The sequence below is a fragment of the Dyella thiooxydans genome, assembly GCF_001641285.1.
GTDB classification, from domain to species: domain Bacteria; phylum Pseudomonadota; class Gammaproteobacteria; order Xanthomonadales; family Rhodanobacteraceae; genus Dyella_A; species Dyella_A thiooxydans.
Genome location: NZ_CP014841.1, coordinates 91,679 through 117,895, shown reverse-complemented (window position 1 = coordinate 117,895; position 26,217 = coordinate 91,679). Strand labels below are relative to the sequence as shown.

Genomic DNA, 26,217 nt, shown 5'->3' with positions numbered 1-26,217 from the left:
TGCCCTTGCCCGGTTACTGCAGGAGCTTGAGCACCTGCTGCGGCTGCGAGTTGGCCTGGGCCAGCACCGAGATACCCGCCTGCTGCAGCACCTGGGCCTTGCTCAGGTTCGCCGTCTCGGCCGCGAAGTCCGCGTCCTGGATGGTCGACTGCGAGGCCTTCAGGTTGGTCGACTGCGCAGCCAGCGTCGAGATCGTCGACTGGAAGCGGTTCTGCACCGCACCCAGCTGGGCGGCGAAGTCACTGACCGACTTCAGCGCCACGTCGACGCGGGAGATCAGGTCGTTGGCACCGTCCACCGTACCCACCGAGCCCTTGGCCAGCGAGCCGCCGGTCGCCGCCGAATTGCCAGCGACATAAGTAGCGGTGGTGTTCGCGTCCTTCGCATTGGTACCGATGATGTTGCCACCGGTGTCAGCGATCTTCAGCGCGCTGTTGGAGTAGAAGTTCACGCCCTTGCCGTCGGCGCTCACCGCGGCGCTGACACCATCCACTCCGGCCGCATTGATTGCGTCGGACAGGTCCTGCAGGCTCTTCACGCCGGTCAGGTCCACGGAGGTGCCATTGATTGACAGACCCTCGCTCGCAAGGCTCGGGGCGGCATTGACCGTCGCCACCGCCGCTACCGCGCCGGTCGAGTCGGCGGAGCTGCTCACCGCGACAGGAGTACCCAGGCCGAGCGTGCTCGCCGCAGTGCCGCCGAAATTGATCGTCTTGGTCGCCGATGCATTGGTGATCTTGAGCTCACCGTTGGTGTCAACCGTGGCGATCGAGGAACCCGCCGCCGTGTTGATCGCGCTGGCGAGGCCGGCGACCGAGGTGTACGTACCCGCGGCAACGTTGCTGGTGGTGGTACCGCCGTCCACCGACACGGTCAGATCGCCCGCGGCCAGCTTAAGACCGGTGGTGGTGCCGAACGTGGCGCTGATGTCGCCACTCTGCACTTCGGCTACCGCGCCCATGTCGCTTGCCTTCACGCTCTGGCCCAGCGCCACGGACACCGTCTGGCCGACGTTGGCACCGATCTGGAAGCTCTGCGACTGCAGCGAGCCGTCCAGCACCTTCTTGCCGTTGAACGTGGTCTGGTTCGCGATGCGGGTGATTTCCTGCAGGCGCTGCTGCACTTCGTTGTCGATCGTGGCGCGGTCGGCGTTGCTGTAGGTGCCGTTGGCGGACTGCGCGGCCAGGTCGCGGATCGCCTGCAGGTTGGCGGTCACCTGGTCCAGCGCCGAACCGGTGGTCTGCGCCAGGTTGATCGCGTCCGAGGCGTTGGCGCTGGCCTGGGCCAGGCCGCCGATCTGCGTGGTGTAGCGCTGCGAGATCGCGAAGCCGGCGGCGTTGTCCGCGGCGCTGTTGATCTTCAGGCCCGAGGACAGGCGCTGCGTGGCCTGCGCCAGCATGCTGCGCGACTTGTCCAGGTTGTTCTGGGCGTTCAGCGAGGAAACGTTGGTGTTGATGACGAATGACATGGGAACTCTCCTGTCGGAAACCGTTTAGTGCCGGATCGGATGGGCTTTGGGTTGTTTTCCCGGCGGGGTTCCGTATGGGATGCCATCCGCCTCAGGGACTGTTTCGTCACGGGTGAAAATTACTTGAGTACCTGCACTTGCTTTTTTTTCGCGACGTGTTTCGCACGACGCGGACCGCGACAGAAACCTTGGCCTGCATCGGCCGGAAGCCGCGCCACTTGAGGGTTTCCGGCCGATGCCGCTGAAACGGAAAACGCCGCGCAGGGGCGCGGCGTCTTTCGGTCCATGGCAGTGCGGCGAATCAGGACTACTTGATGTAGTTGAACAGGCTCATGGATTTCACCTGCGCAAACACCTGCTGGGATGCCTGCAATGCGGCGGACTGGATCGACAACTGGCTGATCGCCGAATAGACGTCCACATCGCGCGTATCGGACAGCGTGGACTTGTAGGTGACGTTGAGATCCTGGTAAGCGGCGCGCTGCGCAGTCAGCGCATTGGTACGACCGCCGATGTCCACCTCGGCGCGGCTGACCCCGGCCTGTGCCTGGTCGAGCGATTCGAGCTGGCGGTTCAGCACGTTGACCATCTGGGTACTGTCGCCACCGGACTGCAGCGCCGAGATCATGTTGTTGAACGTGCTGAAGATGTCCTGCGACCCTCCGGACTGGATGCCCACCGTGTCGCCCGCCTGGGGCGTGCCGGAGAGATTCACTGTCAGCCCGTTGAAGCTGATACTGCCGCCGGGTGCATAGGTGCCGGTGAGCGGATTGCCGCCGGCGTCCACGGCCGGGTTGCCCGAAGCATCGGTCGCGGTCCAGTTGCCGGCGCCGTCGAAGGTGAGCGTGTAACCGCCGTTGGTGGCGATGCCCGCGGCATAGGCCGTCGGATCGCTGACCTCGTTCGAGCCGACGACCAGGGTGCCGGTGTTGGCGGCGCCGGCCGAGGCGACGAACTGGCCGTTGCCGGGGGGAAGCCCCATGAACAGGCTGCTGCCCGACTCGCCGACCGGTACGGTCAGGCCGCTGCCGATCGATGCGTGCGGCTGGCTCTCGTTGCCGGTGTAGCTCACGCTGCCGTCCGCGTTCTTCACGAATGGCGCACTGGTGTTGCTGGTGCCGGCAAACAGCGCCTGGCCGGTGGCGTCGGTGGTGTTGGCCATCTGCAGCAACTGGTCGCGCATCTGGCCCAGCTGGACGGCAATCGCCTGGCGGTCGCTGTCCGACAGCGAACCATTGAGCGCCTGCAGCGTGAGGTCGCGCGCACTGTTGTACAGGTCGTTGACCGAGTTGAGCGTGGACTGCGACGTATTCAGGCGCGTGTTGGCCGCATCGATGTTGGCGGTGTACTGGGTATTGGCCGCGATGATGTGGTTGAGGCTGACCATGCGTCCGGCGCCGGCCGGGTCGTCGGAGGCCACGTTGATGCGCTTGCCGGAACTCACCTGGTTCTGCGCAGCGGCCAGCGCGCTCTGCTGGTTGAGCATGGTGCCGAGCGATTGCTGGTACATCCAGTTGGTCGAGAGGCGCATGGCGGTTACCCGTGAACGGCCGAGAGCAGGCTGTTGAAGATGGTCTGGGCGGTGGAAATGACCTGCGCGGACGCCTGGTAGGCCTGCTGGTACTTCACCATGTTGGCGGCCTCCTCATCGAGGTTGACGCCGGAGACGGCCTGCTGCGACGACATCGCCTGGCTGTGCAGGCTGGTCTGCGTGGTGACGTTGCTGGCCGCCTGCGCACCGGCATTGCCGATCTCGGTGGTCAGCAGCGTGTAGTTGCCGATCACCGAGCGGCTGCCGCCGGCGAGGACCTTGCTGTCGGCCAGCGACGAGAGGGCAAGCGCGTTCGAGTTGTCGTTCAGACCGTTGCTGTTGGCGCTCACCGCGTAGCTGTCGCCGGCGGCCGGTGCGCCGGAGAGGGTCAGGCTCCAGCCATTGGCCGCGAGCGCCTGCCCCGGCGTGTAGGCGCCGCTGCCGAGCACAGTGCCGCTGGCGGTGTCGGTGATCGCATAGGTGCCGGCCGTCGGGAAGCTCACGGTCACGTTGCTGGAGAGCGCCGCATTGCTGGCATCGGTCACCTGCAGCGACGACACCGCCGAACTGCCCGTATTCCCGCTGGCCGGCTGCGCCTGCACCGCCGCGGCGGCAGCGATCCCGGACGGATCGGTCATGGCCACCGCCAGCCCGGTGGAAGCATTGCGGGTCGGCTCGATGCGGAAACTGTCGCCCGCCTGCGCCGCGCCGGACACGCTCAGGGTGAGCCCGGCACCGCTCAGGGTGCCGTCGGGGTTGGTGGTGAGCGCCACCGGCTGGCCGGCCGTGGTGCTCATGCTCCAGTTGCTGCCGTCGTAGCGCAGCGTGTAGTCCGCGTTGTCCAGCGCGTTGACGTCGCTGACCTGCACGCCCACCGCGGCATTGCCGGTGTTGTTCTTGGAGGCCATCGCCTGCGGCGTCGGCAGCGAGAAGATCGGCGCGCCGAGCTGGCCGTTGAGATCCAGGCCCTTGCCCTGCTGCGCATTGACGCTGGTCGCCAGCGCGATGGCCGCCTGGCCGAGGCGGTTCTGCGCCGGCTCCAGCACGTTGGCCCGGTAATCCAGCATCGCTCCCAGCGAACCGCCGGACAGGCGCGTGGTGATATCGGTGCCGCTGCTGTCGAACACATTGGTGCGGCTGGCGTCGTAGGCATCGTTGGCGACGCTGAGCTTGAACGCACTGCTGCCGCTGACCAGTGCCTGGCCACTGCTGCTGTAGACGCTCATGGTGCCGTCGGTCTGCGCCACGGCGGTGACCCCGAGATAGCCGGACAGCGTGTTCACCAGCGCGTCGCGCTGGTCCAGCAACGCGTTGGGCGTGCTGCTGCCCAGAGTCTCGTGGATCTTCTTGTTGAGGCTGGCAATGTTGTCGAGCGTGGTGTTGACGCTGGCGACGGTGCTGCCGATCTGCCCGTTGATCTGCTGCTGCTGGCTGGCGAACTGGGTGCCCAGCGTGTTGAACACGGAAGCCAGCGCGGACGCGTTGCCCAGCGCCGCCTGCCGCGCCGAGCTGTCGTTGGGCGTGTTGGCGACCGTATCGAAGCCGCCGTAGAAACTGTCCAGCGCCCCCTGCAGGTCGCCGCTGGCATTGAGCATGCTGTTCAGCGTGCCGGCCAGGTCGTTGTAGGTGGTGGCACGCTGCAGGTTGCCGTTGCTGGTCCACACCGCCTGGGTCAGGTAGCTGGAATAGGCGCGCTCGACCGCGGTCACGTCGACGCCGCCGCCGACCGTGTAGCGCGCGGCCTGCGGCACGACGCGCTCGGCCTGCAGTACCACCTCGCGGCTGTAGCCGTCGGTGCCCGCATTGGCGATGTTGTTGCCCACGGTGTTCAGCGCGACCTGGGCCGCATTGAGGCCGGAGACACCGGTACTGAAGAGATTGGCCATGGGCTAGATCCAGGCGTTCATTCGGAGGACATCGGCGCGAACGCGCCGTTCTTGAGCGCGTCCAGCGCCTGGCGCATCGCCGGGCTGTTGGCGATCGCCGCGATCTTGCGGGCGTAGTCCGGGTCGGTCGCGTAGCCGCCCTGGACCAGGCCGTGGGCAAACCCGGCCACGTCGTCGCCCTTGCCCAGCGCCTGCGCGTAGCGCGGGTTGTCGCCGAGCAGCCGTGCGTAGTCGTTGAACGACTGCGCGGGCGACTCGTAGGCGCGGAACGCCGCGCGCCGGCGCACCGGCACGCCACCCTCCACTTCCAGGGTCGGCACGCTGACGCTGCCGCCGTCCCAGCTGGAGCCGGCCTTCATGCCGAACAGGTTGTTGCTGGACGTGCCGTCGACATGGCGCGGCATGTGCTGTCCCCACTTCGTCTCCAGTGCAGCCTGCGCCAGCACCGCACGCACCGACACGCCGAGCTTCTGCGCCGCCTTCCTGGCGAACGGCGCCATCGTGGTGACGAAACTGACCGGGTCGCCCGGCACCAGCCGGGAGGCCGCCGTGGCCGCGCTGCCCAGCGCGCCGGCGACCGAGCTCATGGTGTCGGCCTCGGGGTCGTCCCAGCCGGACGAGCCGGACGAGCCAGAGCTCGCCGAAGCCGGTGCGGCGGCGCCGGTGGAAGCCCCCAGTGCGGCGGCGACCGAACCCAGCCGGGATTGCCAGTCGTTGCCGGTGGCACCGCTTGCGGCTTGCGCGTCCTTGCCGCCGAGCTGGCGCACCAGCATCTCGGCGATGCCCAGGCCATGCCCCTGCGAGGACAGGGTGACCGCCAGCTGCTGGTCGGCCAGTCCCTGCCAGGAGGTGCTCGCCTGGCTGTCGAAGTTGGGATCGCCGAAGTTGGCGTCGCGCATCGACTTGAGCACCATCTGGGTGAAGATCGATTCGAACTGCTTGGCGACGATCGGCAGCGCGGCCTTGGCGTCGCTCTGCGCGGTGTTGCGCAGCGCATTGAACCCGGACAGATCGGTCCAGGTACTGACGCCCTGCGCAACGCTGTCGACGCCACCGGCCATGTCAGATCACCACGAGGTCCGCATGCAGCGCACCGGCCTGCTTGAGCGCCTGCAGGATCGAGATCAGGTCGCTCGGCGCCGCACCCACCTGGTTCACCGCGCGCACGATGGTGTCCAGGCTCACGCCGGGACCGAACTTGAACATGTGCCCGCCGTTCTCGCTGACCTGCACGTCGCTGGATGGAACCACCGCGGTCTGGCCTTTGCTGAAGGCATTCGGCTGGCTGACCAGCGGCTGCTCGCTGATGGTCACCTGGATCGAGCCGTGCGCCACCGCCGCGGCGGTGACCCGCACGTCCGAGCCGATCACCACGGTGCCGGTGCGCGAGTTCACCACCACCCGCGCCGGCGGATCGCCGGGGGTGACGTCGATGTTCTGGATGTCGCCCAGCCAGGAGACCTTCTGCGACGGATCCGGCGGACTGCGCACGGCGATCGAGCCGCCGTCCAGCGCATTGGCGGTACCGGCGCCGTAGGCGGCGTTGATCGCCTGAACCACGCGCGAGGCGGTGGTGAAGTCCGGCGTGTTGAGGTTGAGCACCAGGTCGCCGCCGCTGGCGAACGACGAGGGCACGGCGCGTTCCACCGTGGCTCCGTTGGGGATGCGGCCGGAATCGGAGATGTTCACCTGCACGCTGGAGCCGCTCTTGCCCTGCGCGCTGATGCCGCCGATCACCACGCTGCCCTGGGCGATCGCATAGGTATTGCCGTCGGCGCCCTTGAGCGGCGCCATCAGCAGCTGGCCGCCGCGCAGCGTCTTGGCGTTGCCGATCGAGGCGACGGTGACGTCGATGGTCTGGCCGGGCTTGGCGAACGGCGGCAGGTCGGCGGTGACGATCACCGCGGCCGCGTTCTTCAGCTGCGGGCGCGCGTTGGCCGGCACCACGATGCCGAACTGCTGCAGCATGTTCTCCAGGCTCTGGGTGGTGAATGGCGCCTGCGTGGTCTGGTCGCCCGAACCGTCCAGGCCGACCACCAGGCCGTAGCCGATCAACTGGTTGGTCCGCACGCCGGCCACCGAGGTCAGGTCGCGGATCTTGTCGGCATGCGCCGGCCCGACCAGCCCCAGGCCCAGGCCGAACACCGCCAGCAACGCCGCGCCGGCCTGGCGCCAGCGCAGCAGGGCCCGCCGCAGCTCGCTGCGGCGACGGGCGTCGGTCGCCCGTGCGCCGAGCAGCTCGTCCGGCAGCGGGTGCTCCTGCACGCGCACCTCGTGCGGTGCGTGCACGGACGCAGGTACGGCGGTGTTGCGCAGGTGCCTGGTCAACGGGCGCGTTTTCATCAGAACGGCATCCACTTGGAGTTGAAGAAGCGCGCCAGCCAGCCCTGGGTATTGGCATCGGCCAGCGAGCCACGCCCGGTGTAGGCGATGCGCGCATCGGCCACGCGGCTGGAGGAGACGCTGTTGTCGGGGTTGATGTCCTGCGGGCGGACGATGCCGGAGATCCGGATCAGCTCCTTGCCCTGGTTGATCGTCAGCCACTTCTCGCCGCGCACCACCAGGTTGCCGTTGGACAGGCGCTGGGCCACGGTGACGGTGATCTGGCCGCTGAGCTGGTTGCTCTGGCTGGACGAGCCGTCGCCGGCGAAGCTGCGGTCGCCGTTGAGCGAGATGCTCGCCGGGTTGCCGTTGAGGGTGGCCGTCTTGCCCAGCAGCACGGGGGCCTCGAAGCTGTTCTTGTCGGTCTTGCTGGTGCTGGTGGAAGCCTTCTTGCTGGCCTGCGTACTCTCCTGCAGCACCACGGTGAGGATGTCGCCGACGCGATGGGCGCGCGGGTCGACGAACAGCTCCATGTTCTGGTTGTCGTGGTAGATCGAACCGTCGGCGACCGGCGTCGCGGTCGGCTCGACCGGCGCGGTGGCGGCCCACTGGGCGTCGTCGTGCGATGGCGCCATCGTGGCGCAGCCGGGCAGCACCAGCAGCACCAGCGGCACGACGAGACGAAGGATTCGGGGAGTCGCGTTCATCGCCGTCCTCACATCTTGTCGGTCAGGTCCTGCAGCATCTGGTCGGTGCTGCTGATGGCCTTGGAGTTCATTTCGTAGGTGCGCTGGGTCTCGATCATGTTGACCATCTCCTCCACCACGTTGACGTTGGAGGACTCCAGCGCGCCCTGCATCAGCGTGCCCATGCCGTTGAGGCCGGGCTGGCCGGTCTGCGGCGCGCCGCTGGAAGCGGTTTCCATGTAGAGGTTGTTGCCCTTCGGCTGCAGGCCGGCCGGATTGACGAAATCCGCCAGCTGCAGCGTGCCCACCTGCACCGCCGCGCCCGAACCGTTGGTGGTCGCCGACACGGTGCCGTCGGCGCCGATGGTGATGCTCTGCACGTTGGACGGCAGCGTGATGCCGGGATTCAACGGGTAACCGTCGGCGGTGACCAGCTGGCCGTTGGCGTCGGTGTGCAGGGAGCCGTCGCGGGTGTAGGCGATGGTGCCGTCGGGCATCGATACCTGCAGGAAGCCGCGGCCCTGGATCGCCACGTCGAGCGAGTTGCCGGTCTGGCTGGTCTCGCCCTGGGTGAACAGCTTCTCGGTGCCGACCACGCGCACGCCGGTGCCCAGCATCAGGCCGGTCGGCGACAGGGTCTGCTCGGTGGTCTGCGCGCCGGGCTGGGCGCGGTTCTGGTACATCAGATCCTGGAACGACGCCCGCGAGCTCTTGAAGCCGGTGGTGTTGGCGTTGGCCAGGTTGTTCGAGATGACATCCATGCGCGTCTGCTGCGCATCGAGGCCGGTCTTGGCAATCCAGAGGGACGAGAGCATGTTCGGGGACTCCTGGGAGGTGACGGCGATCCGTCACGCATTCGGTCGTTAGTTCGACTGAAGCAATTTGGATGCCGACGACGCGTTGTCTTCGGCCGCCTTGATCGACTTGATCTGCATGTCGTACTGGCGCGAGAGCGCGATCATCTTCACCAGCTCCGACGAGGCGTTGACGTTGCTGTTCTCCAGCGCTCCGGCAGTCACCTCCACGGTGGGATCAGCCGGCGCACTACCGCCCCCGGTCAGGTGCATCAGGCCGTCGCCACCCTGCACCAGCTGGGTCGGATCAGGATTGACCAGGCGGATGCGATCGAGCGCGGCGATGGTGTTCGGACCGCCGCCGAGCGGCACGCTGGAGATCGTGCCGTCCTCGCCGATGCGCAGCTCGGCGCTGGGCGGCAGGCTGATCGGACCACCACCGCCGAGCACCGGGTTGCCGGCGGCATCCGTCAAAAGACCGTCGGGGGTCAATTGCAGGTCGCCGGCGCGGGTGTAGCCCTCCGAACCATCCGGCGCCTGCACCGCGATCCAGCCACTCCCCTTCACCGCGATGTCCAGCGGACGGCCGGTGGTGGTGATCGATCCCGGCGTGGTGTCCACGCCGATACCGCGGGCCACCGCGTTGATGCGCGAGGCCTCGCCCGGCCCCTGCACCGGCAGGCTCTGGAAGGCGGTCAGCTCGGCGCGGAAGCCGGTGGTGGAGGCGTTGGCCAGGTTGTGGCTCACCGCCTCCTGGGCGCGCATGATCTGCGTCGCCCCGGTCATCGCTACGTAGAGGGAGTGGTCCATGGCGGCTTATCAGCGGCTGACGGCACTGAACAGCGTGTTGGCCAGCGTGCTGTCGGTGCTGAGCACCTGCGCATTGGCCTGGTAGTTGCGCTGCGCCTTGATCATGTTCACCAGCTGGGCGGTGGTGTCGGCGGTGTTGGACGTCTCCAGCGCACCGGACTGCAGGCTGCCGAAAGTACCCGTGCCGGCGGTACCCATCTGCGGCACGCCCGAGTCGCCGCTGGCGGCCCAGTTGGTGCTGCCGAGCTGGCGCAGCCCCTGCACGTTGGAGAAGTTGGCAATCGCGATCTGGCCGAGCTGGGTGCTCTGGTTGTTCGAGTAATAGGCGGTGACCACGCCCTTGGAGTCGATGTCGATGTTCGACAGCGTGCCCGCCTCGAAGCCGTTCTGCTCGATCGAGCCGGCCGCGAAGTCGGTGCCGAACTGGGTGCTGTTGGTGATGTTCAGCGAGAGCGTCAGCGGGTTCGAACCGTTGCCGAGATTGACCGCACCGAACGCCAGGGTGCCGTTGGTCGGCGTGGCAAGGTTGCCGCTGGTGTCGAAGGTCATCGGCTGGGTACCGGCGTTGTTGCCGTCCACGTACAGGTGCGCGTCCCAGGCGTTGGTACCGGTCTTGACGTAGTAGATGGTGGCCTGGTGCGAGCCCCCCTGCGAGTCGTACACGGTCACCGGCGTGGCGGCGTTGAACGAGGTGGCGTCACTGGTGCTGAACGCGTTGGTCGGCACGGTGGCGCTGGCCGGCAGGTTCGAGTTGAGCGTGATCAGCGAGGTCGCGGTGGCATTGCTCTGCGAGGACACCAGCTTGAGGTCGGTCAGGGTGCTGGTATCGAAGCCACCGATGCCGTTGGGCGGATACACCTGCAGCTTGGCGCCGGCGGAGGTCTCGACATAGTCGTCGGCACTCTTCTGGAAGGCACCAGCGCGGGTGTAGAGCGGGCCGCTGCCGTCGTTGACCACGAAGAAGCCGTTGCCGCTGATCGCCATGTCCAGCGAGTTGTTGGTGGTCTCGATATCGCCCTGGCCGAACTGCTGCGCCACGTCCTGCGTGCGCACGCCGCTGCCGGTGGCGGTGGAGTTGAGGTTCAGGCCGGTCACCGCGTACACGTCGGCGAATTCGGCGCGCGAGCCCTTGAAGCCGGCGGTGTTGGCGTTGGCGATGTTGTTGGCGATGACGTTGAGGTCGGTCTGCGCGGCATTGATGCCGGTGAGCGCGGTGTTCAGAGCCATGGGGTGTTCCTCGAAGAGAAGGGAGATGCCACGCGTGCGTCAGAGAATCTGGGCCACCTGGCTGAGCGCGACGCCGCCGACGCCAGCCACCTGCAGGTACGTGCCGACCGTGCTGCCGCCGTAGCCCACGGCGGTCACCTTGCCGGCGACATAGGTGTCGAACGACGTGTCGCCGTTGGCGGCCGCGATCGAGTAGCTGCCCGAAGGCAGTTGGTTGCCGGCGTTGTCCTTGCCGTCCCAGCTGAACTGGGTGAGTCCGGAACTGGTCGCGTCCACGGCCATCGTGCGCACCACGTTGCCGCTGGCATCGAGGACGTTGACGGCCATCGTGCCGCGTGCCGTGACGTTGGCCGCGCCGGTGACGCTGCCGCCGGCGTACTGCAGCGTGGAGGTCGGCACCATCACTTCCCGGTTGACCAGGTTCGACGAGCCGAGCACCTGCGAGGTCTGCAGCGCGCCGTTCACCGTGGAGTTGAGCGTCTGCACCGAGCTGACCATGTCCTGGGTGGACTGCAGCTGGCTGAACTGCGCCATCTGCGAGACGAACTGGGTGTTGTCCACCGGATGGGTGGGATCCTGCGACTGCAGCTGGGCGGTCATCAGCTTGAGGAAGTCGGCCTGGCTCATGCTGCCGGCCTTGGCCGCGCTGCCGACCTGGCTGGCGGCACTGGCCGCCGTGTTGGCCGAGCCGAGGGTGTTGGCGGTGTTGATGGTCATGCGTGTGCTCCGAGAGGGCTTACTTGCCCAGATCCAGGGTCTTCACCATCAACTGCTTGGTGGTGTTCATCACTTCGACGTTGTTCTGGTAGGAACGCGAGGCGGAAATCATGTTGACCAGCTCGTCCACGGGGTTGACGTTGCTGCCGTAGACGTAGCCGCTGGCGTCGGCCATCGGGTTGCCGGGCTCGTAGCGGCTGGGAATCGCCGCCTGGCTCTCGGTGATGCCATCGACCTTGACGCCGGTGGCGGCGGCATCGGCGGCGACGCCGAACTGGCCGTCGACCTGCTGCTTGACCGCGGCGAACAGCGGTTCGCGGGCGCGATAGGCGCCTTGCGCGGTGCTGGACACGCTGTCGGCGTTGGCCAGGTTGCTGGCTACGGTGTTCAGCCGCAGCGTCTGCGCGGCCATGCCGGAACCTGCGGTATCGAAGATCTTGAACATCGACATGGCGATTACCCCGTGATGGCGGTGCGCAGCATGCGGATCTGCGCGGTGATGAAGGCCAGGCTGGCCTGGTAGTGCACGCCGTTGGCGGCGAAGTTGGCCTGCTCGGTCTGCTCGTCGACGGTGTTGCCGTCCATGCTCGGCTGGGTCGGGTTGCGCCACAGCAGCTTGTCCGCCTGCTGCGCCACCGGGTCGATCTGCCCGGTCGAGGGCGTGCTCAGCGGCAACTGTCCGCCGGACTGGCCGCTGGCCTGCTCGAGCGCGGCGCGGAAGTCGATGTCGCGCGCCTTGTAGCCGGGCGTGTCGGCATTGGCCAGGTTGCTGGCCAGCACCTCGCTACGGCGCTGCCACAGACCCAGTGCCTGGGTGTGGATGCCGAACAGGTTGTCCAGGGGTGCGCTCATGACTTGCCTCCGCGCGGCGTGGGGCCGCACGGGGCTGGAGGCAATTCGCGTGCCACGAGAGGAAAACCGCGTCAGTACGCGGGTTTGCGGCGGTCACGGGAGGCCGCCCGGAGGGTGGAAGTCGGTTTTCCGTCGCCGTACCGGCGGGCCGGCGACGGCCCGCCGACCCGGGTCAGCCCGGCAACAGGTCCAGTACCGCCTGGGCGAGCTGGTCCGGCTGGAACTTGGCGATGAAGCGGTCGGCATGCACCTCCCGCACCATCGCCTCATTGAAGATGCCGCTGATCGAGCTGTGCAGCACCACCTTGAGCTGGCGCAGCGCCGGCTCCTCGCGGATCGCCCGGGTCAGCGCGTAGCCGTCCATCTGCGGCATCTCGATGTCCGACACGACAAGGTTGATGCGCTCGGACGGGTCAGCGTCGATCAGCTCGTGCAGCTTGGCCAGCGCGCGTACGCCATCCTCGGCCAGCACGCATTCGATGTTCATCTGCTTGAACACACCCTCGACCTGGCGCCGCGCCACGATCGAATCGTCCACCACGAGCACCCGGCGGGGACTCATCGCGTGGCCGTCCACGGCGCGCAGCATGTGCGGCGACAGCTCGCCCGGCACGCCATGGATGCTGGCCAGCACGTGCTCCACGTCGACCACCGCCACCAGCGCCCCGTCGACCCGGGTGATCGCGTTGACCTTGGTGCCGAACCCGAGCGCGGGCTCGGGCGTGACCAGCGTCTCGCCGGCGCAATGGACCATGTGCAGCAGGTCGGCCACCAGGAAGCCCTGCATGCTGCGGCTGAACTCGGTCACCAGCAGGTGGGCCGAGGGTTCGTCCTTCAGCGGCGCATAGCCCAGTGCCGCGGCCATGTCGATCACCGGGATGGTCTGGCCACGGTAGTCGCAGGTGCCAGCGATCAGCGGATGGGCGCCGGGCATGCGCTCCAGCGGCGGACGACGCAGCACCTCGCGCACCTTGAATACGTTGATGCCGAACAGCTGCGGCTCGCCGAGGCGGAACAGCAGCATCGCCACCCGGTTGTGGCCCGCCAGGCGGGTGTGACGTTCGACGCTCTCAAGCAGCGCACCACTCATGCGGCGTTTCCTCGGGTCCGTGGGCACCGCGCGCGCGGTGGACGCATCCCTATCGGCCACGGCCGCCGGGGCTTGAGCGGAAGGCGGCGGTGACGATGGCATGTGCCTTGCTTGTTCAAGTTCCGTCGCCAGCGGCCGATCCGGCGCTTGCCCTTATTTAAAGGAAATGCCCGTCCATGAGCTTCATCCGCAGCCAGCACCTGGCCGCCTTCGTCCAAGCCGCCACCCGGTCGGACGAGGCACAACTCGCCCGGCTCGGCGCCCGGCATCCGGCCCTGGCCGAGGTGCTGGCGCCCCTGCTGAAGCTGGCCGCACCGCGCCCGCCGGCCGGTGTCGCGCTGCAGACCATCGAGCAGCAGAGCCTTTTGCTCGGTGCCTCCCAGCAACTGGCCCGCGAACAGGCTGCGATGGAGGACTCCGCCCGTGAGTGCCGCGACAGCGTCGGTCGTTTGACGGACGGCAGCGCCGGGATCTCGACGGCCCTGCAGCAGGTCGCCGCCAGCCTCGACAGCGCCGACCAGGCCGGTCACGCCAGCGCCGGCAACATCAGCGAGCTGGACGGCCAGCTGCGCCTGCTGCGCAGCGCCATGGCGGCGATGAACCGCAACCAGAACAAGCTGGCCGAGCAGGTGGAACAGATCCGCAAGCTGACCGGCGCGGTGCAGGAGATTGCCCACCAGACCAATCTGGTCGCGCTCAACGCGGCCATCGAAGCGGCGCGCGCCGGCGAGGCCGGTCGCGGCTTCGCGGTGGTCGCCGACGAGGTCAAGCAGCTGGCCGAGAAGACCGCCCAGACCACCACCGAGATCGAGGCGGTGACCGGCTCGATCGGCGAGTTCTCGCTGCAGCTCGATGGCGACGTCCGCCAGGGCATGCAGCGGCTGGAACGGGCCCAGCAGGGCGTGGGCCAGGCCGACAATTCGCTGCAGCGCGGCACCGAGTCGCTGCAGCTGGCGCGCGACCGGGTCGCCGGCCTGCGCCAGAACCACGATGCCCAGCACGTGCGGGCCACCAGCGCCCAGGCCACCCTCGGCGCGCTGCAGCGACGCAGCACCGAAGCGCGCCGCCAGTCCGAAGTACTCGCCCGCTCCGCCCTGCTCTCGCAGCGGCTGGGCCTGGAATGGCTGGAAGGCAGCAGCGGCAAGGACCTGGCGGCACTCAGCCTGACCGTGCGCGAGTCGGTCCAGGGGATGCGCCAGGCGATGGAGCTGGCGCTGGCCGAACCGGCCGCGCTGGACCGCCGCTGGTTCGATACCCACGCGCTGCAGCGCGCACTGGGGCGCCTGCTCGCCCTGCAGGGGGAGAAGCCGGTCGCCGCGAGCATGCTCGACACCTGCCAGAGGCTGGGCGAGCGCGGCACCGCCTTCGTCGACCTGCTGTGCGAGGGTCGCAAGTCCGAGGCCGGCGAACTGACCGCCCCGCTCGAGGCCGAGCGCGAGGCACTGGTCAGCCAGCTGGCCCAACTGCTCGCGGACGAAGCATGAGCCAACGCATCCGGCTGCTGCTGAGCGCCCTGCTGGCCCTGGTCGCCCTGCCCGCCGTGGCCGGCAGCGATCCGGTCAGCGCGTTCGCGCAGCAGTGGCTGGTGCAGCAGTACTCCGCCCCCGGCAGTCGGGTGACGGCGCAGGCCGCCCCGGTCGATCCGCGACTGGCCCTGGCCGACTGCCGCGGCATGATGGTCGCCAGCCTGCCGCCGAACCTGCCGCCACGACCGCGAATGAGCGTGGAGGTGCGCTGCACCGCCGGCGCGGGCTGGTCGGTGCGCATCCCGGTGAGCCTGCAGATCTTCCGCGACGTGCTGGTCACCAACCACCCGCTGCAACGCGGCGACGGCATTCAGCCAGGCGACGTGCGCAGCGAGTCGCGCGACATCACCCGTCTCGGCTACGGCTATTTCGACCGGCTCGACCAGATCGCCGGCCGCAGCCTGGCCCGCCCGCTGCCCCCGGGCAGCGTGCTGACGCCCTCGGCACTCGGCGGGCGTGACATGGTGCGAGCGGGCGACCACGTCGCCGTGGTCGCCGATCTGGGGGGGATCGAGGTCCGGGCCGGCGGTGTCGCGCTGGGCAGCGGCGACAACGGTGCCCGGTTGCGGGTTCGCAACGAGAGCTCCGGGCGCGTGATCGACGCCATGGTCCGCGGACCCGGCGAAGTATTGGCGCTACCTTAGGGCAAGAAAATATTTTGACTGGCCAGGCCTAAAGTTCTTGCGCAACCGGCCGATTCCGGGGACACAGGGGCTCATACGAGCAGAGAAAACACCCATGAACACGACGATTTCAAACAACGGATTGCCCAAGCTCCCGCAGGCGAACGTCAGCCAGGGCAGCGGTGCCCAGGCCGGCAGCAGCGCTCCGGCGGGTCCGGCCGATGCCTCCGCCAGCACCGCAGGCGGCGCGGACAAGGTCAACCTGACCGACTCGGCCCGCGCGCTGGCCGAAGCCGCCCGCTCCGGCGACGCCTCGCCGATCGACACGGCCAAGGTGGAGCGCATCCGCCAGTCGCTGGCCTCCGGCACCTACCAGGTGAACCCCGAGCGCATCGCCGACGGCATGCTCTCGATGGAACACCAGATGGCCGGCACCAAGCCGGCGGCCGGCGGCGCATGAGCGCCCACCTGCAAGTCGGCCTGGACGGCGCGCTGAGCACCGTGCTGGACGACATGCAGAAGACGCTGGCCGAACTGGCCGGCGTGCTGGACGACGAACGCACCGCCCTGCTCGCCGCCGATGTGGCGGCGCTGGACGCGGCCGGCAGCCGCAAGCAGGCGCTGATGCAGGCGCTTGAGCAGCTCGACGCCGAACGGCTGCAGCTCAACCTGGCCGAACCACGCACTGCCCTGGCGCTCGAGTCGCGCTGGCAGTCGCTGCTGCCGGCACTGGCGGACTGCCGCGACATGAACCAGAGAAACGGCCAGTTGGTCGGGCAGCGGCTCGGCAGCATCCGCCGCGCGCTGTCGATCCTGACCGGGCAGGACCCGGACGGTGGTGTCTACGGGCGAACGGGCGGCGTACAGCTGCGCTCGCGCTCGCAGCCGCTGGCCGAAGCCTGAACCCACGAATTCCGCGGGGCTCCCCCGGCCCCGCAAGCACGCGCGAAGCCCCTCCCCATGAAAGAAGCCGTCGCCACCGTCTCCGCTCCTGCCGCCCCGGCAGCCCTCAACAGCGAGCAGCCGCTGCCGGTCGTGCGGCTGCCGATGCTCGACGCCAAGCGCCAGCTGTTCGCCTACGAGATCCTGTTCCACCGCGAGGGCATCGAGGAGTCCGCGCTGATGCAGCGCGTGCTGTCGACCATCCTCGACGGCGCACTCACCCGGCTGGTACGCGGCAACCGCACCTTCCTGCGCCTGTCCCGCGACCTGCTGCTGGAGCAGACCGACGTGCTGCTGCACCAGCCCCGCTTCGGCGTGCTGCTGGAGCCGTCGGCGGCCCAGGACGTCGACCTGATGGAGCGCCTGCAGCAGATGGCGCAGCGCGGCTGCCTGCTGATGCTCGACATCACCGATGCGGAAATGGCCGGTTCGGCCGCTCTGGAGGCGCTGCTGCAGATCGTGCAGTTCGTGCGCCTGGATGCCGGCAAGATGAGCCCGGAGAACCTGCGCGAGACCAGCCAGAAGCTGCACGACCGCGGCATCTGGGTCGTCGCCGGCCAGGTCGACGACCACACCACCTACCAGCGCTGCCTGGAACTGCCGCTGCAGGCGATCCAGGGGCGTTACCTGCTGATCCCGGAGACCGTCGAGGTGCCGGTGCTCACCGCCAACCGGCTGAGCATGCTGCGCCTGATGCGCGAACTGCAGGAGTCCAATCCCGGCCCGGTCGAACTGGGCGACATCATCCGTGACGACGCGATCCTCAGCTACAAGCTGCTGAGCTGCGTGAACTCGGCGTACTTCGCGCTACCCCGGCAGCTGAAGTCGGTGCAGCAGGCGGCGATCTTCTTCGGCGTCACCCGCATGCGCAACTGGATCTACACCATGTCGCTCAGCGGCCTGGACGATCGCCCGCCGGAACTGCTGCGCGCGGCGTTGATCCGCGCCCACATGTGCGAAAAGCTGGCTGCGGGCACCGGCATGCCGCGCGACAAGCAGGAGATGGCGTTCACCACCGGCCTGTTCTCGCTGCTCGACACGCTGATGTGCGCACCGATGGAGTTCGTGCTCAGCCACCTGCCGCTGGTGCCGGAGATCGCGGACGCCCTGGTCGGCGGTCGTGGCCCGTTCGGCCCGCTGCTGGAACAGATCTTCGCCTGGGAAGCCGGCGAACTCACCGGCCAGAACGCCCAGCCGCAGCGCATCCAGCGCATGGCCGCGATCTACCTGGAAGCCACCCAGTTCGCCGACCAGGTGTTCTCGCACGCCGAGGGGCGGGCGAACTGAATCGCCCCTGCATCGCGGCCCGACCGGGCCGCGACAGGCCGCCGCCGGGATGCGTCCCCGCTCAGCCCTCGTCGTGACTGCGCCGCCGCCATAACGGCCACGCGGACAGCAGCAGACCGAGCAGGGCGATCTCGAACCAGTGCATGCTGGCGCGGCCGCCGCCGCCCAGCCACATCACGCCGCCTACCGCGCCAAGCACGAGCGCACCCAGCCCCACGGGAAGCAGCAGGTCGCTGGGGTGCTGGCGACGCTCCCACAGAAGCATCAGCACGCCCAGAGCCGCCAGCAGCCCCGCCACGACGCGGCGAAGCATGGCGCCATCGGGTGGCACCGGCAGATCCGGGAAAATATCCACCAGCGAACGGTCGCCGACCTGCACTTCGTAGCCCTTGCCGTCGGGCGCGTCCTCGGCCGGCATCAGGGTGTCGCCCTTGAGCCGTGCCACCACCGTCACGGCCTGCAGCGGAACCATGGTCCAGCTCACCCTGAGGTCGCCCAGCCGCGGCGTGGAGGGATGCTCGCTGGTCGTCAGGTAACCGTCTTGGAGGGAGAAGCTCGCCGCAAGGTTCGGCGGCAGCACCTTCGGATCGGGCGACATCTGGACGCTGCCAGGCAGTGCATGCAGGAGTGCCGACGACAGCTTGAATCCCCCCACGTCGACCTGGCCGGAATCGAACTGGCGCCCGGCGATCGGGAAGCGCCGGGGATTGACATGCCCCCCCGGCTGCGTGAAGTGGCTCGAATCCACCGGCCGGTCGACCCAGTCCAGTTCGTAGTGGGCCTCGCCCGCCACCACCACCTCGCGCCACTGGAACATCTCCACGTGACGCACCAGCACCGGCGTGGACGCGCTCTGGTTGAAATCGTCGTCGCGCGGTGGGGCCACCACGTCGATCGGGCCGGCGACCCGGACCATGTACCCGTACAGGCCGGGGCGCGGCCCGCCCTGGTGCGCCATGTCGATCACCTCGCCGCCATGGCGCTGTTCGGCCTGGCGGTAGGCGAGCAATGCGTTCTCGGTGGATGCGAGCATGCCCAGCGCACCGAGCAGCAGTACCGCGCCGAGCACCTTGAGCAGGGCGCCGCCGGAGACCTGTCGCCGTGATGGATGCACCCCTGCCATCAGGCCGCCACCCCGGCCAGGGCGCCGGCGATCGCGCCGCGTTCGTTGCGGGTGCCGAAGCGGCCGCGCTCGTCGCGTACGACCTCGGCCAGCGCACAGTCGTGATCATGGGTGAAGAACAACTGCACGCCACGGGCCAGCTTGTCCTCCAGGAATCCCCGCTTCTCGTCGATGAGCTTTTCCGGCCAGCGGTCGTAGCCCATGGTGATCGGCAGATGCACCCAGTGGCGGCCGGGGATCAGGTCGGCGCAGAACACCACGCCGCCCACCTCGGCCATCATCAGGCCGGGCGTGTGGCCTTCGGAAAAGTGGAAGCGTACCGACTCGCCCAGCGTCGCCGAGCAAGGGCCTTCGACCAGCTCCAGTCGGCCGCTGGCCTCCAGCAGGCCGTTCAGTTCGGGGATGAACGAGGCGCGGTCGCGCGGATGCGGGTGGGTGGAGCGACGCCAGTGGTCCGCCCCCACCAGGAAACGCGCCCTCGGAAACAGCAGTCGGGGCGGCTCGCCCTGTGCCCACGGCGCCAGCAGCCCGCCGGCATGATCGAAGTGCAGGTGCGAGAGCACCACCACGTCGATGTCCTCGTGCGAGAGGCCCAGCGCAGCAAGCGAGTCGAGCAGCACATGGCGCTCCTCGACCACGCCGTAGCGCTCGCGCAGCGACGGCTCGAAGAATGCGCCGATACCGGTCTCGAACAACACGTTGCGGCCGTCCAGCCCCCTCACCAGCAGGCAGCGGCAGGCCAGCGGGATGCGGTTCTCGGCGTCCGGCTCGATCCAGCGCGACCACAGCGCGCGCGGCGCATTGCCGAACATGGCGCCGCCGTCGAGTCGCTGCGAGTTGCCGGTGAGGGAGAAGAATTCCATGGGTCGGCCCTGCCGTTGAGGGATGCCGACTCAATGGCCGTCGGCGGCCCCGGTCAGCTGTCGGTACTTCAGGTCGAGCTGCGCTTCGGTTTCCACGTGGTCCGGGTCGACGATGATGCATTCGACCGGACACACCGCGACGCACTGCGGCTCGTCGAAATGCCCGTGGCACTCGGTGCACCGGGCCGGATCGATCACGTAGAACTCCTCGCCCAGCGAAATCGCCTGGTTCGGGCAAGCCGGCTCGCAGACGTCGCAGTTGACGCAGGTATCGAGGATTTTCAGGGACATGGCAACTGCACGCATCCGCCCGCCCCCGGCCGGATGCCGGGAGCGGGCGGATGCCGACCATCACATCGCGACGAAGCGGATGTTGGCGGCGGTCGGGGTCAGCACGTCCGTCACACGCTGCTTGTCGGCCTCGTCGCCGATGAACAGCACGATCACATCCTTGAACGAGCCCGGCTTGGCGTCCTTGAACGCCGCGGTGATGAAGTCGGCGGTCTTGGTCGAGCTCGGGCCGGCAAACACCAGCATGTTGCCCGGCAGCACGCCACGGGCGACCACGTCCTGCACCGCATCCAACTGGCGGCCGTACTTGGCCTGGGAGTCGGCATCGTCGCCAGCCGGCACCAGGTAGGCATACGGGCGGTCGGCAGTCATGCCCTGCATGTTGGCCGTGACGATCTGGCCGAGATAGGCGTTCCAGGCCTTGGTGTCGTTCGGATCGGTCGGCTTGGCGACCTTCTGGACCTGCTGGGCGGCCTTCTGCGCGTCGTCCTGCTTGTGGCAGGCCGAGAGCATGACGGTGCCCGCCAGGGCGAGCGTGACGGCAAGGACGAACTTACGCATGGTGATCACCTTCTTTTTCAGGTTGCTTTTTGTGCCAGCGCTGGCGCATGGCCTGTTGCACCGCCGGATGCACGAAACCGGAGATGTCGCCGCCGAGGCGACCGATCTCGCGCACCAGCGAGGAGGAAATGAAGCTGTACTGTTCGGCCGGCGTCAGGAACAGCGTCTCGACCTGGGGAATCAGGTGCCGGTTCATGCTGGCCAGCTGGAATTCGTACTCGAAGTCGGACACCGCGCGCAGGCCGCGAATGATCACGCCCGCACCGATCTGATCGACGAACTGGGCCAGCAGGCAGTCGAAACCGCGCACCTCCACGCTCGGCAGGTCGGCCAGCGCCAGCCGGGCCAGGGCGATCCGCTCCTGCAGGGAAAAACCAGGCCCCTTGCCCTTGTTCGGGCTTTCCGCCACCGCCACCACGATCCGGTCGAACAGCGGCGCGGCACGCGCCACCAGGTCGGCATGACCGTTGGTGATCGGGTCGAAGGTGCCCGGATAGACGGCAAGGCGCGTATTGACCGGCGGCTTGATCACGGAATCTCGGGAGCCCGAATGAAGGGCGTTTAGCTTAACGGAAGCGTTTCCGCGCGGCGATAGAGTGCGTGGCGCACCTCGCCCGCCTCCGCCTCGCGGTGCAGAGCCCAGGCCGGAGGAAGCTCCGGCACCCGCCCCCGCGGCGACTCCACGTACAGCCAGGCCGAGGGACTGAGCCATCCCTGCTCCAGCCGCGCGGCCAGCCCGGCCCACAGGTCGGCATCGAACGGCGGGTCGAGCCATACGAGATCGAACGGCGTGGGAGAACCGGTCAGGAAGCGCTGCGCTTCCATCGTCGCCACCTGGCCGCCGACCGCCTTCAACCGGGCCAGGTTGTCGCGCAAGGCCTGCGCCGCTCCCGGATGTGCCTCGACGAATTGCACGCTGGCCGCTCCGCGGGACAGCGCCTCGATGCCCAGCGCGCCGGTGCCTGCGCACAGATCCAGCCCGCGGGCGCCGGCCACCACGGGCGCCAGCCAATTGAACAGGGTCTCGCGCACCCGCTCCGGCGTGGGCCGCAGACCCGGCAGTTCAGGCACCTCCAGGCGGGAATTGCGCAGGCTGCCGCCGATGATGCGGATGCGACCGGATCCCCGCCTCATCGGGTCGCGGCCTCAGCGGGAAGTCGGGATCGGGGTGATAGCATGCCGCCCATTGTCTTTGATTCCCCCCTGACATGCTCAAGTTCTGGAAGAAGAAGCCTGCCGACGACGTGCCGGAACAGGACCAGGCCGCCGTGCCGGAAAACGCGGCGGCGGAGGGTGGCGACAGCGCGCCCCTCTCGACCGCCACGCCGCTCCCCGAAGCCCCTGCAGCCCCCGCCCCCACCACGGAACCGGCGGCGGAAGCGCTTCCCGCCCGACGCGGCTGGCGCGAGCGACTGGCCGGCTCGGGTTTCGCGCGCAGCCTGGGGGCCCTGTTCGTCCGCAATCCGCGGCTGGACGATGACCTGCTCGACGAGTTGGAAACCGCGTTGATCACTGCCGACGTGGGCGTGGAGGCCAGCACCCAGCTGGTCGAGTCCCTGCGCAAGCGCATGAATGCCCGGGAATTCGCCGATGCCGGCGTCCTGCTGCAGGCCCTGCGCAAGGCACTGATCGACCTGCTGGTACCCGTGCAGCAACCGCTGGAGGTGGCCGGCCGCAAGCCGTTCGTGATCCTCACCGTCGGCATCAACGGCGTGGGCAAGACCACGACCATCGGCAAGCTGGCCCGGCGCTATCGCGACGAGGGCCGTGGCGTGATCCTCGCCGCCGGCGATACCTTCCGCGCCGCAGCGGTGAACCAGCTCAGGACCTGGGGCGAACGCAACGGGGTCCCGGTGATTGCCCAGGGCCAGGACGCCGATGCCGCCAGCGTGATCTTCGACGCGCTGCAGGCCGCCCGCTCGCGCGGTGCCGACGTGCTGATCGCCGACACCGCCGGCCGCCTGCACACCCAGGGCGGCCTGATGGACGAGCTGGGCAAGATCGCCCGCGTGATGAAGAAGCTCGATGCCGATGCCCCGCACGAAGTGCTGATGGTGATCGACGGCACCACCGGCCAGAACGCGGTGAACCAGGTGCGCCAGTTCCGCCAGATCGTCGGCGTCACCGGGCTGGTGGTGACCAAGCTGGACGGCACGGCCAAGGGCGGCGTGGTGTTCGCGCTGGCCCGCGAATTCGGATTGCCGATCCGCTACGTCGGTCTGGGCGAAACGGCTGCCGACCTGCGCGTGTTCGATGCCGAGGCCTTTGTCGACGGCCTGCTGCCTTCCAGCATCGGTCATGGCTGAGGTTTTCCCGGGGAGCGCAGGACGGTGAGCCGCCGCTGGCGGCTCGCACTGCTCGTTGCCGCCGGCGCGGTGGGCGTGCTGCTGCTGGCCGCGGTCATCGGGGTCTACTGGCTGCTGCAGCCGGACCGCTTCACCGCGACACTGCAGGCGCAAGCGCGCGCCGCGGGGCTCGACCTCAGCCTGGCCAGTCCGGCCAGGCCGGCGTTGTTCCCGCACCCGGCGCTGGAACTGCAGGGCATCACGCTGAACGAATCCGGCGCATCGATGCCGATCCTGCTGGCTGCGCGGGGTCGATTGGCGCTGCCATGGCACACCCTGTTCGGCGGACCGACCACGATTGCCCGGCTGGAGATCGACGCGCCGAGGGTGGATCTCGATGCGCTGCAGAGCTGGCTGGGGCACCTGCCCTCCAGCGAGGGCAATCGTGTACCGCAGATTCCACGCATCGACACCGGCATCCTGATCAGCCGCGCGAGCGTGGTCCGCGGCAACGACATCCTGCTCGACAACCTGGCGCTGGAGACCGGCCAGCTCCACCCCGACAAGCCGTTCTCGCTCGACCTCACCGCCCGCGACGCGAGCGGCGACCCGGTCCAGCTGCGACTACTGGCGACACCGCGCGCCAGCGGCGAGGGGATGAGTTTCGAGAACATCGACCTGCATCTCTCGCACGGCGCCGACACGACGCTGGACCTGCGCGGCAGCGCCCACTGGCACGGCGCGGCAGACGCCTCCGCGGACCTGGCCGGCAGCGTCGACCTGGCCGATGCGGGGCGCTACGACCTGTCGCTGCGGCTCACGCCAGCCAACCTGCGCGATCCGCTACTGCTGACACTTCATCTGGCCGGCCCCGGTCGCAACGCCGATGTCCGCCTGCCACCGCTGCAGTTGGCCAACTGGTGGTCGCAACTGAGCGATGCGGAGGGAGGACAGCTGGTCATGCCTCCGGGCAGCGGTCACCTCGACGTCGATCACGCCGCCTTCGGCGGCGTCAGCGCCGAGGGACTGAGCCTGGATCTCGGCGAAGGGATTCCTGCCGCGGCCGGCAGCGCCCCGGCCCCAGCCAGCAGCTCGGCGCCATGAGCGACCGGTTCGCCGAACGCCTGCTGCGCTGGTTCGACCAGCACGGCCGCAAGGACCTGCCCTGGCAGCGGCCCGGCCCGGACGGGAGGCGCGACGCCTACCGCGTGTGGCTGTCCGAAGTCATGCTGCAGCAGACCCAGGTCGCCACCGTCATCCCCTATTTCAATCGCTTCGTGGAGACCCTGCCCACCCTGCGCGACCTCGCCGAAGCCGACGAGGACACGGTGCTGGCGCTGTGGTCCGGGCTGGGCTACTACCGGCGCGCCCGCTTCCTGCACGCCGCGGCGCAGCGATGCGCGACCGAGCACGGCGGCACCCTGCCACGCGCCATCGATGCACTGCTCGCGCTCCCCGGCATCGGCCGCTCGACCGCGGGCGCGATCCTCGCTCAGTCCCACGGGCTGCGCTTCCCGATCCTCGACGGCAACGTCAAGCGTGTGCTCGCCCGCTACCACGGCGTGCACGGCGACCCGGGGAAATCGACCGTCGAGAAGCAGCTGTGGGAGCACGCCGAAAGGCATACCCCGGCACAGCGAACCGCCGACTACACCCAGGCGATCATGGATCTGGGCGCCACCGTATGCACCCGCAACCAGCCCCGCTGCGACGACTGTCCGGTGCGCGAGGACTGCGTCGCCCGCCGCGACGGCCTCACCACGCAACTGCCCACCCCGAAGCCGGGCAAACGCACGCCGACCCGACAGACGGTGATGCTGGTACTGCGCGACACCGAGGGCCGCATCCTGCTCGAGCGGCGGGGTCCCCAGGGCGTGTGGTCGGGCCTGTGGAGCCTGCCGGAAGCAGCATCGCCCGAGGAGGCATGGCACGTCGCCGGACAACGCGCCCGGCTCGGCGACGCATGCGCCCTGCCCTCCTTCATTCATGTCTTCAGCCATTACAAGCTCGCCGCAGAACCCTGGCTGTTCGACCGCGTGACTCCTCTCACCGGGATCGCCGACCAGGCCGAAGTGCGCTGGATCGCGCCATCCCAGGGCATGCAACTGGGCCTGCCCGCCCCGATACGAACCCTGCTCGACACGCTGTCCGAGAGCTTTCCGGAGGATTCCCCATGAGCCGCACCATTCATTGCAGCAAACTCGACATCGATGCCGAAGGACTCGACTTCGCCCCATGGCCGGGCGCGCTCGGTCAGCGCATCTACCTGGAAATCTCCAAGCCCGCGTGGCAGCAGTGGCTCGCTCACCAGACCATGCTGATCAACGAGAACCGGCTCAATCCACTCGATCCATCCACACGCAGCTTCCTCGCGCGCGAGATGGAAAAGTACCTGTTCGAGGGCGGTACCGAGCAGCCGGCCGGCTATGTCCCGCCCGATGCGGAGTCTTGACGCCACCGCACGCTTCCAGTTTAATGCGCGGCTCCACGAGGCACCGGCCATCGCCCGACAGCCTCGATCTGGAACGCAAGGCCCGTGGCCGGGTAGCTCAGTTGGTAGAGCAGGGGATTGAAAATCCCCGTGTCGGCGGTTCGATTCCGTCCCCGGCCACCACGCATTTTCGAAGCCCGCCTCACGGCGGGCTTTTTCGTGGGCCCCTCGCGCGAGGGTCGCGTGAACCTGTCTTTGTGCAGTTGCGAAGCAGTTCACGGAATCGCACTCTCGCTCTGCTTCACTCGGACAACAGGCCAAACCATCGGGGCGGCCTGTCGCCCGTTGTCGCACTCACGGACGCTCCACACTCATACCCAAGGGGACACACATCGATGATCAGGAAATCAGCAGTTGCGCTTTTCTCGTCCGCCCTGCTGGTCGCGGGACTCGCGACCAGCGCCATGGCCACGGATACGCCGTCCTCGGGGCTCGGCCAGTCGTGGCCCAATGCCACCGACGTCAGCGCGAATCCGCACTGGCATGTGTACGTGTTCGAAAAGGACGGTATCCGCTACGTCCAGGTGAACGACCTCAACGGCGGCGTCCACGGTGCGATCGCCACCGCCGGTGGCCAGGTGCTGGTGTTGCCGATCGGCAAGGACTCGCAGAACGTCTCGACCGCGACCGCCACCAGCGGCACCACCTCGAGCCAGACGGTGTACAGCGACAGCCAGGTGACGATCAGCGCCACGCCGCTCAGCACGGGCGCCACGCAACTAACCGTGTCCACGTGCACCGGCGACCCGTTCGAGTGCAACACGCACGTGAACTGATGTCGGCCCGGTCTCGCTGACCTGTCATTCGATGCTGCCGGCCGGATCCCGCGATCCGGTCGGCGG

Annotated in this window: 29 protein-coding genes and 1 tRNA gene; 11 read left to right on the top strand and 19 right to left on the bottom strand. The window is 68.4% G+C overall.

Annotated elements, in window-relative coordinates; all coding sequences use genetic code 11:
• Positions 1-13: 13 nt before the first annotated feature.
• From ATSB10_RS00520 to ATSB10_RS00460, 13 genes are all read right to left on the bottom strand, one after another.
• Entirely contained in the window at positions 14-1,468 is a 1,455-nt protein-coding gene (locus tag ATSB10_RS00520; RefSeq protein ID WP_063669936.1) for a flagellin N-terminal helical domain-containing protein, read from the bottom strand.
• A 307-nt stretch (positions 1,469-1,775) separates the two neighbouring features.
• Positions 1,776-2,999, bottom strand: coding sequence for a flagellar hook-associated protein FlgL (flgL, locus tag ATSB10_RS00515; protein WP_063669935.1), 1,224 nt, complete (start codon positions 2,997-2,999; stop codon positions 1,776-1,778).
• A 5-nt stretch (positions 3,000-3,004) separates the two neighbouring features.
• On the bottom strand, positions 3,005-4,885 hold the full coding sequence (flgK, locus tag ATSB10_RS00510) for a flagellar hook-associated protein FlgK (protein WP_063669934.1): 1,881 nt from the start codon (positions 4,883-4,885) through the stop codon (positions 3,005-3,007).
• 17 nt (positions 4,886-4,902) lie between these two features.
• On the bottom strand, positions 4,903-5,946 hold the full coding sequence (gene flgJ, locus ATSB10_RS00505) for a flagellar assembly peptidoglycan hydrolase FlgJ (protein WP_063669933.1): 1,044 nt from the start codon (positions 5,944-5,946) through the stop codon (positions 4,903-4,905).
• A 1-nt stretch (position 5,947) separates the two neighbouring features.
• Complete coding sequence (locus ATSB10_RS00500; RefSeq protein ID WP_236886464.1) at positions 5,948-7,228, bottom strand: flagellar basal body P-ring protein FlgI; 1,281 nt, start codon at positions 7,226-7,228, stop codon at positions 5,948-5,950.
• Positions 7,228-7,914 (bottom strand): flagellar basal body L-ring protein FlgH, encoded by a 687-nt coding sequence (gene flgH / locus ATSB10_RS00495; protein ID WP_063669932.1) that lies wholly within the window; start codon positions 7,912-7,914, stop codon positions 7,228-7,230. The genes ATSB10_RS00500 and flgH overlap by 1 nt, the downstream gene beginning before the upstream one ends.
• An 8-nt stretch (positions 7,915-7,922) precedes the next feature.
• Positions 7,923-8,708: a flagellar basal-body rod protein FlgG gene (flgG, locus tag ATSB10_RS00490; RefSeq protein WP_063669931.1), complete on the bottom strand. Its 786-nt coding sequence runs from the start codon at positions 8,706-8,708 to the stop codon at positions 7,923-7,925.
• 48 nt (positions 8,709-8,756) lie between these two features.
• On the bottom strand, positions 8,757-9,497 hold the full coding sequence (gene flgF / locus ATSB10_RS00485) for a flagellar basal-body rod protein FlgF (protein ID WP_063669930.1): 741 nt from the start codon (positions 9,495-9,497) through the stop codon (positions 8,757-8,759).
• Between the two features lie 9 nt (positions 9,498-9,506).
• Positions 9,507-10,724 (bottom strand): flagellar hook protein FlgE, encoded by a 1,218-nt coding sequence (gene flgE, locus ATSB10_RS00480; RefSeq protein WP_063669929.1) that lies wholly within the window; start codon positions 10,722-10,724, stop codon positions 9,507-9,509.
• Positions 10,725-10,763: 39 nt separating this feature from the next.
• A complete protein-coding gene (locus tag ATSB10_RS00475) occupies positions 10,764-11,441 on the bottom strand; it encodes a flagellar hook assembly protein FlgD (RefSeq protein WP_063669928.1) in 678 nt (225 codons plus the stop codon).
• Between the two features lie 19 nt (positions 11,442-11,460).
• Positions 11,461-11,892: a flagellar basal body rod protein FlgC gene (gene flgC / locus ATSB10_RS00470; RefSeq protein WP_063669927.1), complete on the bottom strand. Its 432-nt coding sequence runs from the start codon at positions 11,890-11,892 to the stop codon at positions 11,461-11,463.
• 5 nt (positions 11,893-11,897) lie between these two features.
• Complete coding sequence (gene flgB, locus ATSB10_RS00465; RefSeq protein WP_017461996.1) at positions 11,898-12,293, bottom strand: flagellar basal body rod protein FlgB; 396 nt, start codon at positions 12,291-12,293, stop codon at positions 11,898-11,900.
• A 172-nt stretch (positions 12,294-12,465) separates the two neighbouring features.
• Entirely contained in the window at positions 12,466-13,383 is a 918-nt protein-coding gene (locus ATSB10_RS00460; protein ID WP_063669926.1) for a chemotaxis protein, read from the bottom strand.
• A 176-nt stretch (positions 13,384-13,559) separates the two neighbouring features.
• On the opposite strand from ATSB10_RS00460, the gene ATSB10_RS00455 reads away from it, so the two are divergent.
• The 5 genes from ATSB10_RS00455 to ATSB10_RS00435 all read left to right on the top strand — a co-directional run bounded on the left by ATSB10_RS00455 (position 13,560) and on the right by ATSB10_RS00435 (position 17,761).
• Positions 13,560-14,867, top strand: a complete 1,308-nt coding sequence (locus ATSB10_RS00455; protein WP_063669925.1) for a methyl-accepting chemotaxis protein — start codon at positions 13,560-13,562, stop codon at positions 14,865-14,867.
• Positions 14,864-15,553: a flagellar basal body P-ring formation chaperone FlgA gene (gene flgA / locus ATSB10_RS00450; protein ID WP_063669924.1), complete on the top strand. Its 690-nt coding sequence runs from the start codon at positions 14,864-14,866 to the stop codon at positions 15,551-15,553. Before ATSB10_RS00455 ends, flgA begins: the two co-directional genes overlap by 4 nt.
• A gap of 94 nt (positions 15,554-15,647) precedes the next feature.
• Positions 15,648-15,992: a flagellar biosynthesis anti-sigma factor FlgM gene (gene flgM, locus ATSB10_RS00445; protein ID WP_063669923.1), complete on the top strand. Its 345-nt coding sequence runs from the start codon at positions 15,648-15,650 to the stop codon at positions 15,990-15,992.
• Positions 15,989-16,435, top strand: coding sequence for a flagella synthesis protein FlgN (locus ATSB10_RS00440; RefSeq protein WP_063669922.1), 447 nt, complete (start codon positions 15,989-15,991; stop codon positions 16,433-16,435). Before flgM ends, ATSB10_RS00440 begins: the two co-directional genes overlap by 4 nt.
• A 57-nt stretch (positions 16,436-16,492) precedes the next feature.
• On the top strand, positions 16,493-17,761 hold the full coding sequence (locus ATSB10_RS00435; protein WP_063669921.1) for an EAL and HDOD domain-containing protein: 1,269 nt from the start codon (positions 16,493-16,495) through the stop codon (positions 17,759-17,761).
• Between the two features lie 61 nt (positions 17,762-17,822).
• Here ATSB10_RS00435 and ATSB10_RS00430 read toward each other — a convergent pair whose 3' ends face one another.
• Genes ATSB10_RS00430 through rsmD form a run of 6 tightly spaced genes read right to left on the bottom strand, consistent with a single transcriptional unit; the run spans position 17,823 to position 21,733 of the window.
• Complete coding sequence (locus tag ATSB10_RS00430) at positions 17,823-18,884, bottom strand: TMEM43 family protein (protein WP_063669920.1); 1,062 nt, start codon at positions 18,882-18,884, stop codon at positions 17,823-17,825.
• A complete protein-coding gene (locus ATSB10_RS00425) occupies positions 18,884-19,747 on the bottom strand; it encodes an MBL fold metallo-hydrolase (RefSeq protein ID WP_063669919.1) in 864 nt (287 codons plus the stop codon). Before ATSB10_RS00425 ends, ATSB10_RS00430 begins: the two co-directional genes overlap by 1 nt.
• 30 nt (positions 19,748-19,777) lie before the next feature.
• Complete coding sequence (locus ATSB10_RS00420) at positions 19,778-20,038, bottom strand: YfhL family 4Fe-4S dicluster ferredoxin (protein WP_063669918.1); 261 nt, start codon at positions 20,036-20,038, stop codon at positions 19,778-19,780.
• A gap of 60 nt (positions 20,039-20,098) precedes the next feature.
• Complete coding sequence (locus ATSB10_RS00415) at positions 20,099-20,599, bottom strand: hypothetical protein (protein ID WP_063674259.1); 501 nt, start codon at positions 20,597-20,599, stop codon at positions 20,099-20,101.
• A complete protein-coding gene (gene coaD, locus ATSB10_RS00410) occupies positions 20,592-21,131 on the bottom strand; it encodes a pantetheine-phosphate adenylyltransferase (protein ID WP_017462007.1) in 540 nt (179 codons plus the stop codon). The genes ATSB10_RS00415 and coaD overlap by 8 nt, the downstream gene beginning before the upstream one ends.
• A 29-nt stretch (positions 21,132-21,160) precedes the next feature.
• Positions 21,161-21,733, bottom strand: coding sequence for a 16S rRNA (guanine(966)-N(2))-methyltransferase RsmD (gene rsmD, locus ATSB10_RS00405; RefSeq protein WP_063669917.1), 573 nt, complete (start codon positions 21,731-21,733; stop codon positions 21,161-21,163).
• Positions 21,734-21,807: 74 nt separating this feature from the next.
• Between rsmD and ftsY the strand changes: the two genes are divergently transcribed.
• From ftsY to ATSB10_RS00375, 6 genes are all read left to right on the top strand, one after another.
• Positions 21,808-22,905, top strand: a complete 1,098-nt coding sequence (gene ftsY / locus ATSB10_RS00400) for a signal recognition particle-docking protein FtsY (protein ID WP_083966015.1) — start codon at positions 21,808-21,810, stop codon at positions 22,903-22,905.
• Between the two features lie 24 nt (positions 22,906-22,929).
• Positions 22,930-23,988, top strand: coding sequence for an AsmA family protein (locus tag ATSB10_RS00395; RefSeq protein WP_063669916.1), 1,059 nt, complete (start codon positions 22,930-22,932; stop codon positions 23,986-23,988).
• Positions 23,985-25,061, top strand: coding sequence for an A/G-specific adenine glycosylase (mutY, locus tag ATSB10_RS00390; protein ID WP_063669915.1), 1,077 nt, complete (start codon positions 23,985-23,987; stop codon positions 25,059-25,061). Before ATSB10_RS00395 ends, mutY begins: the two co-directional genes overlap by 4 nt.
• Positions 25,058-25,336 carry an oxidative damage protection protein gene (locus ATSB10_RS00385; RefSeq protein ID WP_063669914.1) on the top strand — a complete coding sequence of 93 codons (279 nt, stop codon included), beginning with the start codon at positions 25,058-25,060 and terminating at the stop codon, positions 25,334-25,336. Before mutY ends, ATSB10_RS00385 begins: the two co-directional genes overlap by 4 nt.
• Positions 25,337-25,422: 86 nt before the next feature.
• A tRNA-Phe gene (locus ATSB10_RS00380) sits at positions 25,423-25,498 on the top strand.
• 212 nt (positions 25,499-25,710) lie between these two features.
• A complete protein-coding gene (locus tag ATSB10_RS00375; RefSeq protein ID WP_083966014.1) occupies positions 25,711-26,151 on the top strand; it encodes a hypothetical protein in 441 nt (146 codons plus the stop codon).
• The last annotated feature ends 66 nt before the right edge of the window (positions 26,152-26,217 follow it).

What these genes read in the sequence shown, in the direction of transcription:
- ATSB10_RS00520 (WP_063669936.1), bottom strand. Translation starts at nt 1,468, where the DNA reads ATGTCATTCGTCATCAACACCAACGTTTCCTCGCTGAACGCCCAGAAC.
- flgL (WP_063669935.1), bottom strand. Translation starts at nt 2,999, where the DNA reads ATGCGCCTCTCGACCAACTGGATGTACCAGCAATCGCTCGGCACCATG.
- flgK (WP_063669934.1), bottom strand. Translation starts at nt 4,885, where the DNA reads ATGGCCAATCTCTTCAGTACCGGTGTCTCCGGCCTCAATGCGGCCCAG.
- flgJ (WP_063669933.1), bottom strand. Translation starts at nt 5,946, where the DNA reads ATGGCCGGTGGCGTCGACAGCGTTGCGCAGGGCGTCAGTACCTGGACC.
- ATSB10_RS00500 (WP_236886464.1), bottom strand. Translation starts at nt 7,228, where the DNA reads ATGAAAACGCGCCCGTTGACCAGGCACCTGCGCAACACCGCCGTACCT.
- flgH (WP_063669932.1), bottom strand. Translation starts at nt 7,914, where the DNA reads ATGAACGCGACTCCCCGAATCCTTCGTCTCGTCGTGCCGCTGGTGCTG.
- flgG (WP_063669931.1), bottom strand. Translation starts at nt 8,708, where the DNA reads ATGCTCTCGTCCCTCTGGATTGCCAAGACCGGCCTCGATGCGCAGCAG.
- flgF (WP_063669930.1), bottom strand. Translation starts at nt 9,497, where the DNA reads ATGGACCACTCCCTCTACGTAGCGATGACCGGGGCGACGCAGATCATG.
- flgE (WP_063669929.1), bottom strand. Translation starts at nt 10,724, where the DNA reads ATGGCTCTGAACACCGCGCTCACCGGCATCAATGCCGCGCAGACCGAC.
- ATSB10_RS00475 (WP_063669928.1), bottom strand. Translation starts at nt 11,441, where the DNA reads ATGACCATCAACACCGCCAACACCCTCGGCTCGGCCAACACGGCGGCC.
- flgC (WP_063669927.1), bottom strand. Translation starts at nt 11,892, where the DNA reads ATGTCGATGTTCAAGATCTTCGATACCGCAGGTTCCGGCATGGCCGCG.
- flgB (WP_017461996.1), bottom strand. Translation starts at nt 12,293, where the DNA reads ATGAGCGCACCCCTGGACAACCTGTTCGGCATCCACACCCAGGCACTG.
- ATSB10_RS00460 (WP_063669926.1), bottom strand. Translation starts at nt 13,383, where the DNA reads ATGAGTGGTGCGCTGCTTGAGAGCGTCGAACGTCACACCCGCCTGGCG.
- ATSB10_RS00455 (WP_063669925.1), top strand. Translation starts at nt 13,560, where the DNA reads ATGAGCTTCATCCGCAGCCAGCACCTGGCCGCCTTCGTCCAAGCCGCC.
- flgA (WP_063669924.1), top strand. Translation starts at nt 14,864, where the DNA reads ATGAGCCAACGCATCCGGCTGCTGCTGAGCGCCCTGCTGGCCCTGGTC.
- flgM (WP_063669923.1), top strand. Translation starts at nt 15,648, where the DNA reads ATGAACACGACGATTTCAAACAACGGATTGCCCAAGCTCCCGCAGGCG.
- ATSB10_RS00440 (WP_063669922.1), top strand. Translation starts at nt 15,989, where the DNA reads ATGAGCGCCCACCTGCAAGTCGGCCTGGACGGCGCGCTGAGCACCGTG.
- ATSB10_RS00435 (WP_063669921.1), top strand. Translation starts at nt 16,493, where the DNA reads ATGAAAGAAGCCGTCGCCACCGTCTCCGCTCCTGCCGCCCCGGCAGCC.
- ATSB10_RS00430 (WP_063669920.1), bottom strand. Translation starts at nt 18,884, where the DNA reads ATGGCAGGGGTGCATCCATCACGGCGACAGGTCTCCGGCGGCGCCCTG.
- ATSB10_RS00425 (WP_063669919.1), bottom strand. Translation starts at nt 19,747, where the DNA reads ATGGAATTCTTCTCCCTCACCGGCAACTCGCAGCGACTCGACGGCGGC.
- ATSB10_RS00420 (WP_063669918.1), bottom strand. Translation starts at nt 20,038, where the DNA reads ATGTCCCTGAAAATCCTCGATACCTGCGTCAACTGCGACGTCTGCGAG.
- ATSB10_RS00415 (WP_063674259.1), bottom strand. Translation starts at nt 20,599, where the DNA reads ATGCGTAAGTTCGTCCTTGCCGTCACGCTCGCCCTGGCGGGCACCGTC.
- rsmD (WP_063669917.1), bottom strand. Translation starts at nt 21,733, where the DNA reads ATGAGGCGGGGATCCGGTCGCATCCGCATCATCGGCGGCAGCCTGCGC.
- ftsY (WP_083966015.1), top strand. Translation starts at nt 21,808, where the DNA reads ATGCTCAAGTTCTGGAAGAAGAAGCCTGCCGACGACGTGCCGGAACAG.
- mutY (WP_063669915.1), top strand. Translation starts at nt 23,985, where the DNA reads ATGAGCGACCGGTTCGCCGAACGCCTGCTGCGCTGGTTCGACCAGCAC.
- ATSB10_RS00385 (WP_063669914.1), top strand. Translation starts at nt 25,058, where the DNA reads ATGAGCCGCACCATTCATTGCAGCAAACTCGACATCGATGCCGAAGGA.
- ATSB10_RS00375 (WP_083966014.1), top strand. Translation starts at nt 25,711, where the DNA reads ATGATCAGGAAATCAGCAGTTGCGCTTTTCTCGTCCGCCCTGCTGGTC.